The organism is Pseudoalteromonas sp. JSTW (genome assembly GCF_013423925.1).
Lineage (GTDB): Bacteria > Pseudomonadota > Gammaproteobacteria > Enterobacterales > Alteromonadaceae > Pseudoalteromonas > Pseudoalteromonas lipolytica.
The window spans coordinates 628,447-646,979 of sequence record NZ_CP058973.1 but is presented as its reverse complement, the minus strand read 5'-3'; the positions used below and the strand labels follow the sequence as shown (position 1 = coordinate 646,979).

Below are 18,533 nucleotides of genomic sequence, written 5' to 3'. Positions count from 1 at the left end.
TTACGGATGTAAATTAATAACTCCAGTCTTCATAGGCCAGAGGCAAGCTATTAAGTAGGTTTCTGCGTTCACGCCAGTTAGGCATGTGTTTGTCCATAAGAGAGCGGAATTTGTCATTATGGTGGCGTTCTAGTAGATGAACTAATTCGTGGGCAAGTATGAACTCCATGCACTCTGGTGGCTTCTTTGCAAGTTCAAGATTAAGCCAAATACGCTTAGCTTGAATATTGCAGCTTCCCCATTTGGTTTTCATCTTTTTAATGTTGATAGAACCAGCGTTTACACCTAGCTTGTTTCCCCATTGAGGTAATAATTTCTCAAGTGAACGCTGCATTTCATCCCGATAAAAGCGGTTCAACAATTTAAGCTTGTTATCGGTTGAAGTATTCTTAGCAACAGCTAGCACTAAATTACCGTTGCCTTTGGCGGTAACACTATATCCGCCTTTTGCCTCTATAAGCTTTAAACGGTATTTCTTGCCCCATAAATAGTGGCATTCACCATTAACCATTTCACGAATTGATTGGCGCTCTTGTCCTGCAAAGTCAGCTTGTTGCTTTTTAATCCAAGCAAGCTTATTAACAATAGCTAGCCTAACTTTTTGTTCACTCGTATCGTTGGGGATAGATAAGCGCACTTTGCCATTTGGCGGTAGTACGCTAAGGTGAATGTTTTTAATAGCTCTGCGATTTAGCTCTACATCAATGTCACCAATGCGAACTACTTCAACGCTCTGTGCATTGCTTTTGGTATGGCGCACTAATGGTATTCCCTCTGAGCTTTAATTAGATCCATAACATCAACAATATTGATGTCGTAACCTGCCGCTTCTTCTCGCACCGCGTTAGCTATCTCACGTTCTTTAAATCTATCTCCTAGCCAATCTGCTTTTTTAGTGTAGCGAACAGCAGTATCAATTTTAGTTGTGAGCACTTCATCGTTACCGAGGTTATCGTAAATTGCTTGTTTGGCTGGTGTATCAACAGACGCAGGATAGTTTTGAGTAGTATTTTCTCTTGGATTTACCACTTTCTTTGCTAGTGCTTTAATTTGCTCTAGATAATCTTGATAGCTAATAGCTTGTTCTCTTCGCAGCTTAATGATTTCATCGAGCAAAGTTGCCATGCTGTCAAAATATTTTGGGTTTACTGGATTTTCATCAACGATGGTTTTTCTGACGTTATTTTCAATGGCTTCTGCCATTGCGTCTTCGTTGTCCCGCAAGCCTTCAGGTAAATCCTCTAAACCTTTACCGTTGTTGTTTACCACTAGATCAATTAAGCCCAACTCTTCAAAATCCATCAGTAACTCACTATCATCAGCTCGAATATACATATCTAATAGATGACGCATTGCAGGCTCAAAACGTTTCATTTCGAGCAAATCACCGCTGGCGAGTTTGACTTCATCACGAACCTTTTCGAAGTATGCGACTTCTTTCTTAATATTTTCAGCTTCTTCAAAGGTGTAACCAGCTTGTTCCATTTCATTAGCAAGGTTAGTGTATGCACGAATCAGTTTAGCGACTGATTGATATAGAGTTAAACGTAGTGCTTCTTTTTCTGTGCGCTCATTTTCATCTTTAGGCTCAACACCTGATTCACCACAAAAATAATGAATAAAATCTTTAGTATCTCTAGGTGCTTTCACTGGCTCACATAACACTCGTACTGCCTCCAGTGCATTATCTAAATCTGCACGAGACTCTTGTAAGCGATCTTTTAAAAGCCCTTTAACATCGTCAGCATCGTAACCATCAAATGCTTCGGCTGTGTAATCTTTAATGGCTTTATCCAATGAACGGAACAAGTCTTTATAGTCGATGATGTAACCGTAGTCTTTATCTTCACCATCCAATCGGTTTACACGACAAATAGCTTGGAATAAGTTGTGATCAGCCATCTTCTTATCGATGTAGAGGTAAGTAGCAGAAGGGGCATCGAAGCCAGTGAGCAGCTTATCTACAACTATCAACAAGCGCATTTGCCCCGGTTCTTCAATAAAACGTTTCTTAACGGCTTTTTCGAACTCTTCAACACGTTTTGCGGCTTCTTCTTCGCTTTGCTCAAAGTACTCAGATAGCATCTTGCGATAGGTGTCATACTTAAACAGCTTTTCAGTTAAACCCTCTCCAGATTCTTCGCCTTTGATTGTGCTAGCCGCTGGTTGATAACTGGTTACTACTGCACACTTTCCTGCAAGGTCGGTTTTACTAAACAAATCATAAACAACACATGCTTGATGGACGCTGGCGCATACTAGCATGGCGTTACCTCTACCAGACATCAGCGCAGGTTTGATTTCCATATCCATTAAAATGTCGCTAACTATTTGCTCTAAGCGAGATTTGCTGGAGAGCACTTTTTGCATGGTGCCCCATTTTTGTTTGAGCTGCATCTTAGCAAGGTTAGATAAGCCTTTGGTTTTAGCTTCAAACCACTGGTCTACTTTTTTCTCTGAAGTTAAATGCTGATCAATATCTCTCGCTTCATATCGAAGGTCTAACACCACACCGTCACTTACAGCTTCATCAAATTTGTAGGTGTGAATATAAGGGCCGAAGACTTCCAAGGACTTCTTTTTGTCCTTTTTCATCAGTGGCGTACCCGTAAAACCTATAAACATGGCTTCAGGTAAAATTGCCTTCATTGCTTCGTGCAACTTGCCCGATTGAGTTCTATGACACTCATCGACAAACACAAACAAGTTGCCTTTTGCGGCAAAGTCACTTGGTAGGTTTTTAGTTAATGCCTCAAGGTAGTCTTTTGTCGCTTCATCATCGTCTTCTTCGCTTTCTTTTTCACTAAGCGCTTCGCCATTTCGACCAAACTTATGCACGAGTGAACAGAATAACCAAGGATTGGGTTGATTAAGCGTGGCAACCAAATCCCGTCCGCTTTTTGTGCGATAGATCTCTTCATCAACACCAGAGAATACTTTTTCTATTTGTTCGTCTAATTCGGTTCGGTCAGTAACAATAAGCACCCGCGAATCCTTTACATTCTCACGTATCCATTTGGCAAGCCAAACCATCGTTAAGCTCTTACCAGAACCTTGCGTGTGCCAAATAATGCCATCCTCGTACGTTTTAACGTATTTCTGTGCCGCTTGGATGCCGAAGTATTGGTTGTGTCGGCATGTTTTCTTAATGCCAGCATCGAATACGATAAAGTCATGAATGAGTTGGAGGAAACGCCTTTTATAACATAATTGTGCGATATGGGTATCGAGTAAGTTTTCTGTTGTTTTATCGTCTGCTGGTAGTGGATGTGGGTTTTCTTTACCACTAGATTCTTTCCATTCGAGGTAATATTTTTCAGATGTTTCAATCGTACCGTAGCGGATACCTTGGGTATCATTACCTGCCATTACTAGCTGCATAGTGGTAAAGAAGTTACGAATAAAGGCTTTCTTTTGATTGTCTAGATTTTGGCGAATACCTTCACTGACTGAGACTGAAGAGCGTTTTAATTCAATTACACCAAGCGCGATGCCATTCACATAAATCACGATATCAGGGCGCTTTTTCAATTCACCTTTTACGGTAACTTCTTCAGCTATGGCAAAATCGTTAGCTTCTGGGGTTTCCCAGTCAATTAGCCAAACGGTTTGGTTTTGTTCACCCGCACCTTCTTTTTCTTTTACGCCATAACGGAGTAGGCGATAAACATCTTTGTTCGCATCAAAGAGCTTTTTACCTTCGCCAAGGGCTGCGGCAGTATCGAGTTGGCGTAATGTACGGGTAATCAGAGCATCAGAAATTCCGCGACCTTTAAGCCATTTAGTGAGCAGGTCTTTTTCAATATTGCTGTTACCTTCTCGGTATTCCCAATTACCTAAGTAGTCGTAATCAAGTTGTTCTTTAAAAAACTTAACCACGCGGTTTTGGGTTTTTCGTTCTAATTGACCGACATTACTCATCGCTTAAATCCTTTAAACTTGTACATAGTTTTTGAATCTTCAATTTTACATCTTCAATACTTTTTTGATTTTTATCACTGTAGTATTTATAGAAGCCGAGGCTAGGCAACGCCATGCCACTCAATTTAAATCCTTCACTCTCTAGTAAACCCGTTAAAGTCTCTGGTGCATTTTCTATTTCACCACCGTTGACCCGAATATCGAAGCAACTACCTGTTTTATGGATCTCTATTTGATATCGCTGTTCATTATGAACAAACCCGGCTAGTTTCAAATGCGCACTTTCTTCACGCGACTTAACTGACTCGTACCTTAACCATGAAAAAGGTGCTATTACGCTCTTGTCTTGAGATAGCTCTAGTTCTAGTGCTTTGGTGAAAAGTTCAATATGTGTATGATTTCGCTGAGATTGTCCAAGTAATACAAACTCAGAGTTATTTTTCTCAATAAAGCCTTGCTGGCAATACGCTATTAACTCTTTATGTTGAATTAATGCTTTTCTCCAAGGCTCAATTTCTTCAGACTCAGTAGCATTGGAACAAATAGCAGAAAGTGATGTTTGTATTTCGTCAGCATTAAATAACGGGTCATCAAGAACTGCTTTAACGTATCTTTGTTTTTGCTCAATTGAAGCAGTGCCGAAACGTAATAATCGTTTCCAGCTATGATCACGAGGAATATTGTTTCTAGTATCACGAGAGGAGAGCATATTGTATTTGTCGCCTCGTTTATCGGTGAAGTATTCCCCTTTGCTTAAAACTGCTCTTTCCCACAAATAATCAATTGATGCTGAGCTGCTTTCAATTTGATCAAACACGCGTTGAATCGCATTAGAATATCGTATGAAGCTAGTTAAATACTCGTTATCTTCTTCAGCGTTCCAATTACAATGTTCATGCTCTCGGTAATAACTTAGGATTTCAGCAAAATTTAAAATACAGCCAATCTGGCCTTTCAGAAATGAATGCTGTTCAGCACTGGTAATTGCTTCTCGCCATTCACTAGACTTTAACAGTAGGTGAGCTTTGATCTTCTCTTCAACTATCTGAGCGCCTGTAAAACCTGATATTTCAACATCATTAGCTAGTGTTTTTAATATAGGGCTATCGTGCTGGCAAAGGTTGTCTATTGCAAACAGTGCTTTATTAAACTCATCTGCGGTATTGATAATGGTGTTTTCGGTTAAATTAAAAATTACCCTTAACCATTCCTTCAACTCTTCATCAGTTGGTGATTTCGCAACGTAGTTGTAAAACGCATAAAACCTGAGTTTATCATCGTAGCTAGCATCGTTTTTCAACACGTTCTTGAGTGTTTTGTGTTCGTTGTAGTAGTTATCAGCGTCTAAGTAGCTGTTTATTTTGTTCTCGACTAATCCATCCCTATAGATGAGGTCAAGGAAGCTAATTAGCCGGATAATGAATTCTTTATTTAAACAACCTAATTCTTCATATTGGGAAAGTGTAAGTGATTCTAATCTTCCGTTTCGACCAAAGAGTTCGCCACTATTCACATGAAGGTCGATAGGGGAGTCTTTATGATCAACGAGGTATTGATAGGCGATAACTAGTCGAATGAAATTCATTAACTCATCATCAAAGGTATTGTCATCAGAACAAACATTTCTATAAGGCCAAAATAAATCAGCCCAGTCAGTATCTATCTTATGTATGAAGTAATCATAACCGCTAGCATTGTCTTGAAAAGGCAATGTGTACTCAGGCCAATCGCCCTCAAAAGACTTTATTTTTTGCTCTAACTTGGCTTTAAAGTTTTCAAATATTGTTAGCGGCTTACCACGAGCATTCATTTTGATATAAAGCTCATCTGATAAACCAAAAGAATGAAGATCTAAAAACTGAAAGGTGATGTAAGGTTCGCTTGTATTGATCATTCGCTCGTATAAATTGGCATCGCTTTGCGAAAACAATGCTTGAATTGCATCCAGCATATTCAAACAAGCTTGTACCGTTGGATCTTGTTGCCACGATAAATAAAACCACTGACTATTTTTAATCTGCTTACTTATTGTTGCATTCGATATTTCAATATCTTTGGAGGTTAATGCATCAAAAAACTCGGTTGTGCTTGGTCGTGTCTTATAAGTAAAGCGAGATCGTTGTTCATCAGTTACAAACCTTTCTCTGAATTCTGCAATATGTCCATGTTGTATCGCTAAGTACCAATGCAATAAAAATAAAGTCGTTAGGCGCTGCTGCCCATCAAGAACAGAGAAAGCCATACTTTGCCCGTCTTCAAAATTTCCGTAAACAAAGTCCAAATCTAAAGGCTGGCGTAACTCATCATTGCTATTTAGCGCTTGGAATAATGAATTTAAAAATAGCGTTCTTACTTCACCTTCTTCTTTTCGACCTTGTGCATAATCTCGTTGTAATATTGGAATTTCTATCGCTTCAACAACATCAAACAGACCGTAAAACGTTAAGCTTTTCCCCTTATTCATGTCCTAACTCCTTTTGATGAACGCCCACTCCTTGAAAGAAACCGAGTAACATTTCTACCATAGCTCTTTGATGATCTTCGCTATCTTTCGCTTCCCAATACAGCATCTTATCTACCTGTTTGCTGTAATACTTCAGAAATGCATTCTTAGTGCATAGCGGAACAAAGGTTGCCTTCTTATCTAATGCGATGATCCTCGCTCGTTTAATAGGAAATACTGCATTTTGATAGCTTCTGTTAGTTCTGCTATCTAGCAAGGTTAGATTGCCAATTGTGTTATCGACTTCTTCATTACCATCAGGGTCGTAATGCGCTCGTACCTTGTCGTACAAGGCTTCAAACTGATCATTATTGAAGTTGGTTGCTTGCAGTAACTCTGTTGCTTCAAGTTTTATAGATAGCTCTTCACTGTTTTCATCAACGTCAGACTCTTCAGCTTCTATGGACTCATCACTAGATATATAAGCAACAACATTTTCAAGCCATGCTTTTTGCTTGTCTTTACTATTTGGCATATCGGATGCCACTGAGCGGATATGTTCAATATCCCAACTGTCTAATTTATATTTATCAAATTGAAAACGCGCATTGGTAGCCGGGTTAGCAAGTAAGCTAGCTACGTTAAATAGCAATAGTATTGGCCTGAGTCTGTGCGCTCCAGATTCATAGGTGAAAGCGTTTAGTCGCTCGTCTAGCCACTCTTGAGATAATGTATCTATCTCTCTACCGTTAAAGGTCTTACTGAAGACTAACTTTAACAATGACTGTCGAAAATCATACTTTGTATGTGCTTCTTGATGTAAATCGAAAATTTGAGCGATAGAAACTTTTTGTGTGACTAAATAGCCAATCAAGTGAAATAAAGCGCGGTCGTTATACCACTCTTCTAACGTCATAAAGCACTGTTTTATCTTTAGCCATTCCCGAGCAACATCGACAGGTTTATCTTTATCACCGCTATTGGAAAGCAGTCGGTTAAACGTCAGAAATATCTTTAATTTATCGGTGTCTAGAATTCCTTCGCTATCTAACTCTCTGGATGCCAAATCCAGTACAAATTCGATACGATTGGTGGTAATTGACTTGTTGCTAATAAAATACCAAAACGCATCATCTTGTAATCGTTTCTCTATCGCATCCCATTCTTGAGAGATCTTTAACTGCTGTAAGTCTTGAATTGGCTTTCTACTTTTGGTGTCATCAACATCTTGAGCAAAGTTGCTCGACTTTAAAAATAGCGCTTTAACTAACTCGGCATTAACCAGAGGGATTTTTCCCATGTTTAGCCGAGTAAATACCTCAGTAACATTTTCAGATTCATCAATTTGATACCAGATAACTTTTACATTTTTGCCAGTATCATCATCGTTTAATAGCGTTTGAATAAACTTAATTTGGTAAGTACCATCTTGCGCTTTAAACCATTCTTCTACCGCTTTTTTAGCTCGTACAATATGGAAGAAGTCAATGTTCTCTTCGCCACGCTCATCATTAATGTCCCGAAGAAACTCAGCACTTTCTTCTCGTGTTTCGTAGCTCAACTGATAACGTGATTTACCCAGTAAGGCTAGGATGTCTTTTAAGTAAGTTAGAATGATATATATGGTGGTCAGCCGCTGTTGACCATCAACTAATTCCCAATCGCCATTGTGTTTTTTAACAACAATAGGCTGTAAGCAATAAAAAGCGTTCTTATTGCTATTTTCTGCTTGCTGCTGAAACTCTTTTATATCATCGAGCAATTCAGTTACCTGCCTTTTAGACCAACGATAGCCACGTTGATAGGCGGGAATAAAAAACGACTGTTCCAATAAATCGTTAATGGGCTTTAATTCTAATTCGTTACATTCAGACATCCATGTTCCTTATTTTTCTTTTTTAAATGGTAAACGAGTGCGACCTGTAAGTAGCTCTTGCATCATGCCTTGTTTGATTTGGCGGGTTTTCGCCAAGCGCTGTTCAAGGATTTGGATTTCGTTATCCATATCCGAGAGGATGGTAGCGATAGCGGTTTGTTCTTTTATATCACAAGGTAAACAGAATAACGTTTCACCAAACTCTGTTTTATTAACTAAAGGAACAGCTTGTTGCCCTGCCAATGCTTTGACTTTGGGGGCTATATAGGTGAGAGCATAATATGTAAACTCTGCATCAGAATTAGCATTTGGAAATACAGCATTAATTTGCTGGTTAGATGATAACTCTTCTTTAGCCAGTCCAGTTTTTCCAATTGTTGATCCGATACAGGTAAAAAGTGTTGAGCCTTTGGGGTATTTTCTAGCTAACTTATATCCTGTTTTAGACAGTCTTTTTTCAGTTCTAGTGATATATTTTTTTTCACCTAAATCGGCAGGGCTTACGAATAAAAAATCTTCTCCATAATTTTTAGGATTTGAAGTTGGTGGTGTAGTCCCTGTCGCGAGAACATATTTTCCCGATATTGAACTAACATCCCAATCCTCAGGGATTTCGCCTAATTCGCTGGGTTTTGTGTCTTTGGGTTGGCCTTGTTTTTCGCCTTCGGTGAAAGTGGCGAATTGCGGTAAACGGGTTTTACCTGTCAGTAGTTGTTGCATGGTGGCGGTTTTAATCGCTTGTTTTTTCGCAATTAGCTTTTCCAATTCCGTTAATAGTGCATCGACATCGGATAAGGCATTAGCAATGGCGGTTTGTTCTTCGTAGGAAGGAGCAGGAAAGCTAACAGATAATAAAGAACCCTTCGAAATATTCTTCATACTATTGCTAGTACCAGTTGCAGATTCCTTAATCTTCTTTGCAATAGCTGGAAAACTTAAAATATATGCTAACCAACGAGTATTTGTTGCAAGGTTTGCACGAAATCGCATTTGCCACAAACGATCTGGTAAGAAACAATTTGGATAGTCCTTGTCTATATAACCTAACTCTCCTACTAGATCTGGCGTATTCATCCTGCTTATGATGATAGAGCCTTTTGAAACAATTGTTTTCGCTCTAACTATATCCTCAGGAATAATTGACTTTACTTCTCTAGGAAAAAAGTAACCATTAGAAACACATGAGGTCTTAAGGATGTGTAACCCATGCGAGAATGCATCTGGCTTATCGATAGAATTAACACTAACACCTGCATCTAATGATTGGATGAAATTTCCTAATTCCGGTGACTCCCAATCAATTGGAATAACCCCAACTTCAGTCTGTTTATATCCTTCAGGAACTGATTGTTCTAAAGCGCTCATAATGACCACTCCAAACCCATTGCTTTTAAGTGGCCTGCAACTTTATCGCTGAGATCATCAACCGATTTAGAGAGGGTTGGTAATGGTGTGCTATAGCGTTCTTCCAGTTGTTTAACGCGGTTTGCCATTTGTTGGGTAACGCGCTCAATTTCAGCAACGATATTGGCTTGTAATGTGGCAAGCCATTTGTCATCGACAATCAGGGTTTTGATTTCAGCAATATCAAGTTTTGGATATTGGTTAAAAACGGTTAAATCGAGTGCTTCTTGCGCTTCTTTAAGCGCTTTTTTCGCAGCCGCTTCGTTATTAAATAGCTTGGTTGCTTGTTTCAGCGCTTTAACTTCACCAGCATCGGTTGCTAGCTTAGCTCTGGCAGCAACGCTGGCTTTGGTGATTTTGTCTTTATCGTTGAGGGCTTCAACCAATAAACCTTCTTCGCTCCCTGTTCCAGAAGAAGCATGTTCCTCAAGGTAACTTTCCAGTGCTTGGGTGGCTTCAACTTGTTTGGCTTGCAGGGCATCAACCTGAGCTTGTTCATGTGCAAAGTAACGGGCAACGATTAAGCTAGGTGGAATAATCTCGGCTTTGTACTTCTTCTTTTTGATGATTAAGTCTGGTGTTTCTTTGAGCTTTTCGCCCTTGGCAGCAACTAACTCACGAAGGGTATTACCCGCTTGCCAATCGTCCTGTACCAATATATACACATCGTCCTGCATGGTGTCTGCCCAATAATCCATCAGGATTTGGTAAATATCGTATTTGCTCAATAGGTCGCTATTGGCATAGCTATTTAGCAAGTTCTCTGAAATGTTAAAGATAAAGTTCTTCGGGTTATCGCCTACTTTAATCTTTCTTAATTTCGCTTCAGGTATCCATTGTTTAAATGGCAATAGGCTACGCGCAGCAAAGTCTTTAAACTCTTGATGGGCCAAAATGGTGCTTTTAACTTGGCTAGCTTCAACCAGTGCGTGGCTATAGCCTTTACGTTTAGGTTCGAAAAGAGTGGCACGAATGCTAGGGAATACCTGCCAGTAATGCTCAAGGGCATCAATATCGCGGTTTGGAATACCGCCTTGCAGGTGAGCGCTTAAATTGTGTAAATCTTCTGGCTCAGACGAGTCGATATAACGCGGAATATTTAGGTTGTAATCGTTCGCTGCAATCTCGTCAATTGGCACTAAACGGCTATAACGCTCAAGCTCTAAGCCTTTGTTAAACACATCAACAATTTTATGAATGTCTTGGCTGCGTAGGCGGTTTTTGTTGCCGTCTTTGATAAAGCCTTTGCTGGCATCAATCATAAAGATGGGGCGACCTGATACGGTTGGCAGTGCTTCATCACCTTCGTTGTAGCTAGTAACCGCTTTTTGCGCGTGTTCTTTATCAATCACGATAATACAGGCAGGAATACCCGTGCCGTAAAATAAATTGGCTGGCAGGCCAATAATGCCTTTGACGTAACCTTGTTTGATGAGGTTTTCGCGAATCGTAGCTTCAGCATTACCACGGAATAACACACCATGCGGTAAGATAACCGCGCCTTTACCTGTGCTTTTTAAGCTTTTGATAATGTGTAGTAAGAAGGTGTAGTCACCGTTTTTTTCCGGTGGAATGCCCCAAGTAAAACGGTTATATAAATCGTTTTCTGGGGTTAAACCACTGGTCCAGTTTTTATTTGAAAATGGAGGGTTGGCAACCGCAAAATCAAAGGTTTTTAATTGGTTAGGGGCATCTTTCCATTGCGGGTCAGAAAGTGTATTGCCTTTCCAGATTTTAGCTGTGGTGTTGTTATGTAAGATCATATTCATACGGGCAAGTGCGCTGGTCGCGTTGTCCATTTCTTGTCCGTATAGGGTTAAACCACGCTCTGCTTGATCGCTGGCTTTTAACAACAATGAACCTGAGCCGCAAGTAGGGTCGTAAGCGGTGGCATATTGAGGTGTGTCTTCTTTAATGCCTACCACTTTGGCGAGGATTTGCGACACTTCCGATGGTGTATAGAATTGGCCTTTAGATTTACCTGATTCAGTCGCGAAATGGCGCATTAGATATTCATAAGCGTCACCTAATAGGTCATCACCGCCAGCACGGTTAGAAGTTAAGTCTAAGCCTTGGAAAATACCAACTAACTTGGTTAGGCGATCTACCATTTCTTTGCCTTTACCGAGCTTGTCTTCATCGTTGAAGTCGGCAACGTCTATTACGCCTTTGAGGTCATTTTCTTCGGCAAGGGCGGCAATGATCTTATTAATTTTATCGCCAATTTCTTTGTCGTTTTTGGCGGCTATCATATCGTCATAGCTTGCGCCTTCTGGCACTACGATCATGCCATATGGGTCGCCTTTGTATTTGTCGCTGACGTATTTCATGAATAGCATGGTTAGTACGTAGTCTTTATATTGGCTGGCATCCATCCCGCCACGCAGTTCGTCACAGCTTGCCCATAATGATGAATAAAGTTCTGTTTTTTTAATTGCCATGTGTGTTCCTTTAAATCCTTATGCCTTAGCGGTTAGAGCAAGTCGGTGTTTAAGCCTGCGGCTTTTAAACGGTGAGTGAGATTACGCATTTTAGAAAATTCAGTGCCAAAGCTAGGTTTAAGGCCAACCCCTTCGCAAAACTCTTTAGCAGTCATACTTTTTAAACTATCTGCATATTTGATCATTTGCAGATGCAACTCAGTGGTGTACTGATTGCGAGGCGCATCATCTAATGCTTGTTTGATATGGTTGAAGATTGCTTGCTCATTCATAAGACTATTCTTCTTTGTGATGGTAATTTAGCTAATTTATATAAATTAGCTAAATAAGCAAGGTGTACTTTGTTTATGATTATTCGATAGGTCAAATGTTATGCTTTAGTTATCAAATCTAAGTTCTTTTGCGATCTCAAATACCTCATCAGTCACTTCTTTTGCTCGGTAGCCTTTACCTTCCGGCTGACAAACAAATTTAAGTGAGTCTCGAATAGATATAGGTTTTTCAGGGTAGTCATCACCAATAATAAAGTTTTCTGCAAAAGGCGCGATTGCGTTTGCGAAAGAGGAATTAATTTCATCTCTAGATTCGAAATCCACATTATCAAGAGAAATCATTGCAGCTATTATTGCTGCATCTATCATTGTTCCTTCAAGCCAGTTACAAGATGAAGCATATCCCATACACCACCTAAGTCCAGACTCTTGAATATATACTTCCATTTCTATAGTCTTCTTGCCGATAAAACACGAGCCAAATAAAAGCCCAGTAATGTTTTGTTTTTTTGATATGGAAGAAACTTCTGCGAGGATATGATCTACGTTTACATTACCAATTTTATTTTTATAACCATGAGCAGCAACATAAATAATAGTATTTTTGAAACCTTCTCTTGTGATGCAATCTAGTGCGAAATCAAAGCTTTTTTTATCGTAAAAGTTTGCATGGAAGACTTCGGTGTCGCCGGTAAATTTTGCGATTCCTTGCATGAAAGGAACTACTGAACTTCTGTTATTGTCATTTTCGTCTAGTCCCCATGGAGACTCTAGAACTAGAATTGCATTTGAAGAGCTGCCTCTTCTTCTAATAATTGCCATGTTAAATTCCCTTAAAAGTTATCCAGCTAATGCATATTGTAAAATAACAAAATTTTTATCATTTACAATCGTTTTTAACTAGGTTTGTTGTGCAGATAAACCTAAAGTATGCTTTAAGTGGAACACAAGCTATATACTTAAATATCAAAATTACATGATCTCACAGCGACATTTAGCAATTCTAGATCTTGTGCCTTCTAAGCCAAGCTCTATCACTATAACTCAGTTAAAACAAAAGCTTTTTGATAATGGCTTGAACCTTTCTACACGCTTGCTGCAACGTGATCTTCAGTCTTTATATGAGCAAGGCTGTTTTGGCCTTGAAAAAGATACGCGAACAAAACCTTATGCATGGTCTATTAGTAAGGGCTGGCGGGGAAGCTCACCGCTACTCAGTATTGAGCTTGCTCAGCATTACTTAATGCTTGAGCAGTTACTGCCGCAAAATATTCCTGTAGATATTAAACAAGCAATTCATGCTAAAGCTGATATTGCGTTACAGCGACTAAATGGCATCAAACCTGAGTGGTTAAAGCTAAAAAGTAATAGCTCGATTGAGGTGAATCTTGACAGCAAGGTTGTTGAACAAATCGAGCATGCAATAAAACATAATCGTTCAGCTAGTGCTGAGATTTATCGCGTTTTATATGACCAAGCGCACTGGTTGGCCTTTTCTGAACTCAGTTTTTATGGGCTTGAGGAAGACAATGGTATTTTAATGGCGCAGTTTATGGTGGGTGAGCTTCACGATAAATGCTATCAAATGCCAGTATATCGGATTCGTAATGTTAAGGTACTCCAAAAAACACGGCGTGAACCAAATCTTGAGCAGTTAAGCTCATTACGATTGGCAATTAATAAAGGTAAACGCCAAGAGCCAATTAACTTGGTCATCAAAGTGCCTACTCAATCGGCAATTAATCAAGGGTTTATAGAGTTTGGAGAGCTAATCGAAAAGCAGCAATTAGACGCACAAACCTCCTTACTCACTTTTAAAGTAGATGATACTCAACAATTAATTGATGAATTGTTTAAATTAGCTCATTGGTTAGAGGTCATCGAGCCTGTGGTTATTCGTAACAGAGTCATTAAAAAAATAAAGGCTGCCGCTAATATTTATAATCAGTAAGTTTAGGTGCGTCAAATATTGACGCACCTTGTTGCTATGCTCTTTAAAAAATAAGGAGCTGCAATGTTTGAATTAGTTGAAAAGTTAGATGGCTTGTCTATTGGCGTGTTTGGTATTGGCGGCTGTGGCTGTAACACAGTTAATACCATTTTTAATGAGGTTCAAAATCCACAAACGAAGTTTTATAACGTTAATACCGATAAGGTTGTATTAGAACACTCTCAAAGTGATGACTTTGTGTTGATAGGTGCAGAGCTTACAAACGGCTATGGTGCTGGTGCAGACCCAGCAATAGGGCTACTCGCCGCACAAGAAAGTGAAGAGCAATTATTAACGCTTATTAAAAGCTGCGATATTCTTTTATGCGCAACTGGCTTAGGCGGAGGCACAGGTACAGGCGCAAGCCCATACATAGCTAAGTTAGCCAAAGATCTAAATAAGCCCGTAATCTGTATTGCCACTTTACCCTTTACCAGTGAGGGGGACTTTAGGCGAAAAGTAGCCGAGCAAGGGCTTGATGAATTAAAGCAATATGCTAATGCTGTAGTTACTTTGCCAAATGATCAACTTATTGAAGTGCTAGGCAATGACATAGGCTTATTTGATGCCTTTAAACACAGCAATCAAATTTTACATTCTTTAATTACGTCTCTTATTGATATGTTGTGTTATCAGGGATTAATTAACGTAGATCTGCGAGACTTTCAAAGAGTAATGGATGCACAAGGCGATGCTGTCTTGGGGGTAGGTAAATGCGCCGATGAAAGCGATTTACAAACAGCTCTTACGCAAGCTCTGAGCAACCCTCTGGTTAGTAGTGTTGATATGAGTACAAGCACAGGTGTTATTGTACAAATTAATTGTGTCGATGAGATTTCATTAGGCAGTTACAACACCATTATGGATACAGTACGCCAACAAGTGAGCCCGAATGCGGTGGTTATTTGCGGTGCTTCCAAAATAACTAGTCTTGCTAATAATTTTGAAATATTAGTGATTGCTACAGGTGCAAAAAGTAAGCTTATTAAATCTAATTTATGGGAAGAAACACCACCTCAAGCCGAACCAGAAAAAGCACCTAAACGTGTTGTATCTACTAAAAATGATATTTTTGATATTCCAGCATTTATACGTAGCCAATCTCCCGCACCTTCAGGTAAATAGCTTTGTAACTTTTAAGCGCTTATACACTGTGTATCAGCGCTCAGATTTAGATAATATTTAACTTTTACTAAATACTACCAAAGCAATGGTAATGAGGATCTGTAAAGAACTTGATGTTTGTATGCGCCAAAAAAATTTAACTTTTATCTCATTTACTATGTGCTTTTTAAACGATTTTTTGTCTAAATAGACATACGATGTATTGAGCTTTGTATTAAAAATAACTCGGCCTCTGGGAAAGTTGTAGTAGTCACTGTTGAATAGTGTTAACCCAAACAATTGGTAAATATTATTCTCCTCCCATTCGACTTGGTGTTGCAGTGGGCTATCGATAAAACCAAGTTGATCTGCCTTTAAGTCGATAGCATTTTGAGCTTTATAGACTAATGTGTTTTCAACGAACCAAAAAATACCAACTTTGCTATTCATATAGGACTCCTAAATTTATATCTCCCGACATTACTCGGTTAATTCCAATTTAGAACCCTTCCTCATAGCCACATTTCTGCGAAAAATTTGTTTTTTATGTGGATTTTGCTAACAACGCTGGTAGGGATAAGCAAATTCTAAATGTTATAAAACAGCTGACTAATCTCCTTACACAATTTGTGCTCAGTAGATAGTTGCTAACTACAGTTAATCATTCAATCTTGAATGATTAGAGAGTGATGCGGGTGTAGAGCTTGATCTAGATCAAAGAATGTTTGCTCATTGCAAACTATATTACGCGGCTGCAATTTTTGTTACGTTTTGAAATTTTCGGTGAAGGTTTTAAAAGCGAAACTTCTTTATATTCCTGTAAGGTTTGTCATGGCATTACTCATCAATAACAAATGTATTAACTGCGATATGTGTGATCCAGAATGTCCGAACGAAGCTATTTACATGGGCGCAAAGATTTATCAAATTGATCCTAATAAATGCACTGAGTGTGTCGGGCATTATGATAACCCGACCTGTGTTAGTGTGTGTCCTATTGATTGTATTAAGCCTGATCCAAATCACCGCGAGTCACTCGATGAGCTTGCTGAAAAATATGTACAGCTAACAACTGAGGCAACATAGCTAAGTCTGTTTGGCGTTTTTTAACAACGAATCGCCTTTGTACTAAACCGATATGTATACAGGTTTACCTGTGCTTATATTGGGTCTTACAGTAACCTCTTGAGATATCGGGGTGGCGAAGTTTTAAATGTTTGGTTTGCCTGCCTGTTGCGCGTTTTCGCCAGAGTCTAAAGCTTGAGTTTGTTAGCTGCTGGCGCATTAAAGCGATCACGCTTTTTTCATTTAAGCCAAATTGTTGCTTTATTGCTTCGAACGGGGTTCTGTCTTCCCACGCCATTTCAATGATGCGTGATATTTCGTGGTCTAAGTGCTGCATTACGACTCCTTTTTGCTAGTTGTACGTGCCTGCAGCGCATTTAGATTACAAAATATCGTGATGCCACTGCTCTGCTAAAAAGTCGATAAAGGCTCGCACTACATTTTGTTGAAAATTTCGCGATAAATACACTGCCCATATATGTGAACCGACGGTTGTATACTCTGGCAGCACTTTTATAAGCTCACCGGATAACAAATGATCATTTGCTAAATCGCAGGGTAAGTGAGCAATCCCCATTCCTTGTTTAGCTGCTTTGAGTAATACGCCCATATCATTGGCGACTATGTTGCCCTTAACGGTGACCTTTTGTGTATTACCATTACGTTGAAACTGCCACACGTTGTGTTTTTTATGGACAAGGCAATTATGTGTGGCTAAGTCATTGGGCTCATTAATTGTATTGTGCTGTGCTAAATATGCCTTCGATGCGCATACCGCTGTTGCTATATACATAAGCTTGCGAGCAATTAACCCTTCATCAGGCTGGTGGATATAGCGCAGGGCAATATCTACGCGGTCATCAACAAGCTGCGATAGACTATCGGACAGTAATAACTCAAACCGAGTTTGTGGATGGCGCTTGGTAAATGCTTCAATGGCATCAAACAGTTTATGTTGCCCAAGACCAATGGGAGATGCGAGTCGAATTGTACCGACTAATTCATTGTTATGACTGTGAGCACGGCTTTGTAAGTCAGACACTTGATTTAATATTTGCTGACAATAGCTTAGCGCTTCTTCGCCTTGAATAGTTAAACTGACTTTACGCGTTGTTCGATGAAACAATCTTAAATTAAGCCACTTTTCAATATCTTGAATATGTCTTGATACTTGTAGTCGGCTTAAACCTAAGTGTTCAGCGGCCTGTGTAAAACTCCCTGTGCGCGCCACTTCGACAAAGCTTGTAATTGAATTGAGTTTATCCATTGGTATCTTAATATGAAACAATGTGTATCTATGTAGTGTATTTATCAGTAAATGGTGAACAAGTAAACTGCTGTTAATGAAACAAACAACGGAGTATTCCTCATGAAATTAGCAGTATTAGGCGCATCAGGCTGGATTGGTAGCCACATTACTTCAGAAGCATTAACACGCGGTCACCAAGTTAATGTGTTAGTAAGAGACGCAGGTAAAGTAACCCAAGATAATGTCACGATAACTGAATTTGATTTAACAAAAGACGATATAGCAAACGCCGCAGCAGGCAGCGATGCAGTAATTGTGGCTATTGGTGGTCGTGCTCTTGGTAATCATGAGATTGTGGCTAACAGTGCTCAACAATTACTGAGAGCATTGGCTGGCACTGGCATACGTATTTTATGGGTAGGGGGCGCCGGTAGTTTAGAGGTTGCACCGGGTGTCACGTTGATTTCTAGCCCTGATTTTCCAGCTGAATATAAAGATGAAGCACGTGCGCAAGGTGAAGCGCTTGAGGTGTTTAGAGCATCAACAGCAGATACACCTTGGACCTTTGTATCCCCTGCTGCGGTAATTTATCCTGGTGATTCAGAGGGCCCTTATCGTGTAGGAGGCGACAGCTTCTTTACTGACTCAAACGGCGAAAGCAAAATATCAGTAACCGATTACGCTAAAGCCATGCTTGATGAAGCGCAATCTGCAGCACATTTAAATCAACGTATTAGTATTGCTTACTAGGCCTTTCCTCGGGCTCAT

At 39.6% G+C, this 18,533-nt stretch carries 15 protein-coding genes; 4 read left to right on the top strand and 11 right to left on the bottom strand.

Annotated features, from left to right (window positions below; all coding sequences use genetic code 11):
* Positions 1–13: 13 nt before the first annotated feature.
* The 8 genes from GZH31_RS19100 to GZH31_RS19065 all read right to left on the bottom strand — a co-directional run bounded on the left by GZH31_RS19100 (position 14) and on the right by GZH31_RS19065 (position 13,179).
* The gene (locus GZH31_RS19100; RefSeq protein ID WP_180311733.1) at positions 14–760 is read right to left on the bottom strand and encodes a M48 family metallopeptidase; all 747 of its coding nucleotides are present in this window, start codon (positions 758–760) and stop codon (positions 14–16) included.
* The gene (locus GZH31_RS19095; protein WP_180311732.1) at positions 760–3,921 is read right to left on the bottom strand and encodes a type I restriction endonuclease subunit R; all 3,162 of its coding nucleotides are present in this window, start codon (positions 3,919–3,921) and stop codon (positions 760–762) included. The genes GZH31_RS19100 and GZH31_RS19095 overlap by 1 nt, the downstream gene beginning before the upstream one ends.
* Positions 3,914–6,385: a DUF262 domain-containing protein gene (locus tag GZH31_RS19090; protein ID WP_180311731.1), complete on the bottom strand. Its 2,472-nt coding sequence runs from the start codon at positions 6,383–6,385 to the stop codon at positions 3,914–3,916. The genes GZH31_RS19095 and GZH31_RS19090 overlap by 8 nt, the downstream gene beginning before the upstream one ends.
* Positions 6,378–8,240 carry a DUF262 domain-containing protein gene (locus GZH31_RS19085; RefSeq protein WP_180311730.1) on the bottom strand — a complete coding sequence of 621 codons (1,863 nt, stop codon included), beginning with the start codon at positions 8,238–8,240 and terminating at the stop codon, positions 6,378–6,380. Before GZH31_RS19085 ends, GZH31_RS19090 begins: the two co-directional genes overlap by 8 nt.
* A 9-nt stretch (positions 8,241–8,249) precedes the next feature.
* Positions 8,250–9,605, bottom strand: coding sequence for a restriction endonuclease subunit S (locus GZH31_RS19080; protein WP_180311729.1), 1,356 nt, complete (start codon positions 9,603–9,605; stop codon positions 8,250–8,252).
* Positions 9,602–12,085, bottom strand: a complete 2,484-nt coding sequence (locus GZH31_RS19075) for a type I restriction-modification system subunit M (protein ID WP_180311728.1) — start codon at positions 12,083–12,085, stop codon at positions 9,602–9,604. The genes GZH31_RS19080 and GZH31_RS19075 overlap by 4 nt, the downstream gene beginning before the upstream one ends.
* A gap of 32 nt (positions 12,086–12,117) precedes the next feature.
* On the bottom strand, positions 12,118–12,357 hold the full coding sequence (locus GZH31_RS19070; protein ID WP_180311727.1) for a transcription factor: 240 nt from the start codon (positions 12,355–12,357) through the stop codon (positions 12,118–12,120).
* Positions 12,358–12,462: 105 nt separating this feature from the next.
* Positions 12,463–13,179, bottom strand: a complete 717-nt coding sequence (locus GZH31_RS19065; protein ID WP_180311726.1) for a hypothetical protein — start codon at positions 13,177–13,179, stop codon at positions 12,463–12,465.
* A gap of 154 nt (positions 13,180–13,333) precedes the next feature.
* Between GZH31_RS19065 and GZH31_RS19060 the strand changes: the two genes are divergently transcribed.
* A complete protein-coding gene (locus GZH31_RS19060; protein WP_180311725.1) occupies positions 13,334–14,308 on the top strand; it encodes a WYL domain-containing protein in 975 nt (324 codons plus the stop codon).
* A gap of 63 nt (positions 14,309–14,371) precedes the next feature.
* A complete protein-coding gene (locus tag GZH31_RS19055) occupies positions 14,372–15,472 on the top strand; it encodes a cell division protein FtsZ (RefSeq protein WP_118845140.1) in 1,101 nt (366 codons plus the stop codon).
* Between the two features lie 57 nt (positions 15,473–15,529).
* Here GZH31_RS19055 and GZH31_RS19050 read toward each other — a convergent pair whose 3' ends face one another.
* Positions 15,530–15,901, bottom strand: a complete 372-nt coding sequence (locus tag GZH31_RS19050; protein WP_180311724.1) for a hypothetical protein — start codon at positions 15,899–15,901, stop codon at positions 15,530–15,532.
* Between the two features lie 381 nt (positions 15,902–16,282).
* Here GZH31_RS19050 and GZH31_RS19045 point away from each other — a divergent pair, with 381 nt between their 5' ends.
* Positions 16,283–16,537 (top strand): YfhL family 4Fe-4S dicluster ferredoxin, encoded by a 255-nt coding sequence (locus tag GZH31_RS19045; RefSeq protein WP_065978819.1) that lies wholly within the window; start codon positions 16,283–16,285, stop codon positions 16,535–16,537.
* A 64-nt stretch (positions 16,538–16,601) separates the two neighbouring features.
* On the opposite strand, the gene GZH31_RS19040 is transcribed toward GZH31_RS19045, so the two are convergent.
* Together GZH31_RS19040 and GZH31_RS19035 are read right to left on the bottom strand one after the other, a co-directional pair.
* A complete protein-coding gene (locus GZH31_RS19040; RefSeq protein WP_036972356.1) occupies positions 16,602–16,853 on the bottom strand; it encodes a TIGR03643 family protein in 252 nt (83 codons plus the stop codon).
* A 45-nt stretch (positions 16,854–16,898) separates the two neighbouring features.
* Entirely contained in the window at positions 16,899–17,783 is an 885-nt protein-coding gene (locus tag GZH31_RS19035) for a LysR family transcriptional regulator (protein WP_180311723.1), read from the bottom strand.
* A 102-nt stretch (positions 17,784–17,885) separates the two neighbouring features.
* Here GZH31_RS19035 and GZH31_RS19030 point away from each other — a divergent pair, with 102 nt between their 5' ends.
* Positions 17,886–18,515, top strand: coding sequence for an NAD(P)-dependent oxidoreductase (locus GZH31_RS19030; RefSeq protein ID WP_180311722.1), 630 nt, complete (start codon positions 17,886–17,888; stop codon positions 18,513–18,515).
* Positions 18,516–18,533 lie beyond the last annotated feature (18 nt).